Origin of the sequence: Granulicella aggregans (genome assembly GCF_014203275.1) — a bacterium.
In the GTDB taxonomy this organism is placed as follows: Bacteria; Acidobacteriota; Terriglobia; order Terriglobales; family Acidobacteriaceae; genus Edaphobacter.
Map to the genome: position 1 here is coordinate 1 of NZ_JACHIP010000078.1, position 1358 is coordinate 1358.

Sequence of the window (1358 nt, forward strand, 5' to 3'; positions counted from 1 at the left end):
GCTGGTTGGGAGAGCATCACCTCGGCCAGGTGACCGTAAATCACCTCTAGCTGGGCCTTGCCCTGGTAGCCGAAGATGATGGGATTGTCGCTCTTGCGGCCTTTCGTAAGAGCGCTATGGAACTGCGGAAGCCGCTGCAAAGTTGCCAGTTCATCGAGCACAAACCAGGCGCGTTTCTGTCCCTCTTTGGGGATTGTTAGAAGCCGGAGGATGAGCAAGTCGATCCAAAGAGAGTGGAGAGGCCGAAGGGCTTCCTGCTCTGCTTCCGTGCCGGTAAGGAAGATCCACCCTTCCCGTTTTTCTGCCCACTCCGTGGCGCTCCACTCCTTGCCGTTGGACTGTTCTTTGCTAGGAAGAAGACGAAGACTGTCGGCTATCAGGCCGAGAGAACCGAGCACACCGTTCCGCTGATCGGCTGCGTCTTTCGAGATAATCGCCTCAAGCTCCGTGCCCTTCACGCGACGGTCGATCTCATCGGGATGAGACATCCATGCCACTAGATCCTGTGTCGAGGGACGGTACTTCATCAGGTGCGCGAAGATCTTCTGCGGGGTCTCAGTAAAGAATTCTCCCGCCTTCCCATCGACGGGCTGGTAGAGCGACGCCGCTATGGTTCGAGCCTCTGCCGCGTTCCGTAATTCTTTCGAAATCACCCAATCGGGCATCCGGGCGTCAAGAGGATTGAGAATCACATCGTTCCGGTTTTCCCTAAAAAATCGCTGGCTGAACTCGCCAGCCGGATCGTAAACGATGGCCGATTCTCCACGGTCCTCGATCTGCGTAAGCATCCGAATCAGCAGGGTCGTTTTACCGACTCCCGTGTCACCCATCACCTGTATATGCTTGGCTTCAGCCCGCAAGGGCAGGCGGATGATGATCCCCTTTTCGTCGGTCGTGATGCCCAACCCTTCACCCTTGAGAATCTCGTTGAACTGCTTCGGGGAAGACATCACCGGGCCGCGCAGAAGCCTTCCATACTTCATGCGTTTACCGCGTTTGAAGTCCCACGGAACCGCGAAACAGAGCATAAACAGGATGACCACACCCGTCTCGATCAAGGCAGAGCCGTAGGCACTGAGAACATCATCGCCGCCAAAGATCGCGGCTCGGAACCACGAATAGAGGGCCTCGTCCGCGATCTTCCGTTCCGGGCCACGCGCAAAGCTGGTGAAGCCCTGGGCGGTAGCTGCAGGCGACAATTGGACGCTGATCTCCTTCCCATTCGGAAGTATGGTTATCCCAGAAATAAAGTCCTCGGGCTGAGCGACGCGCGGTGCTCTCTTACCTCCGAAGAGGTAAATCAGTCGGAACGAGTTGTGCATCTTGAACTCGGAACCGGCTGCGCTTTTCAAGTAATC

The 1358-nt window shown here is 56.5% G+C and carries 1 protein-coding gene; it reads right to left on the reverse strand.

Going from position 1 to position 1358, the window contains the following annotated elements; all coding sequences use genetic code 11:
* A partial coding sequence (locus HDF16_RS32340; RefSeq protein ID WP_246410508.1) for a type IV secretion system DNA-binding domain-containing protein occupies positions 1-1199 on the reverse strand: 1199 nt, incomplete at its 3' end.
* Between the last annotated feature and the right edge of the window lie 159 nt (positions 1200-1358).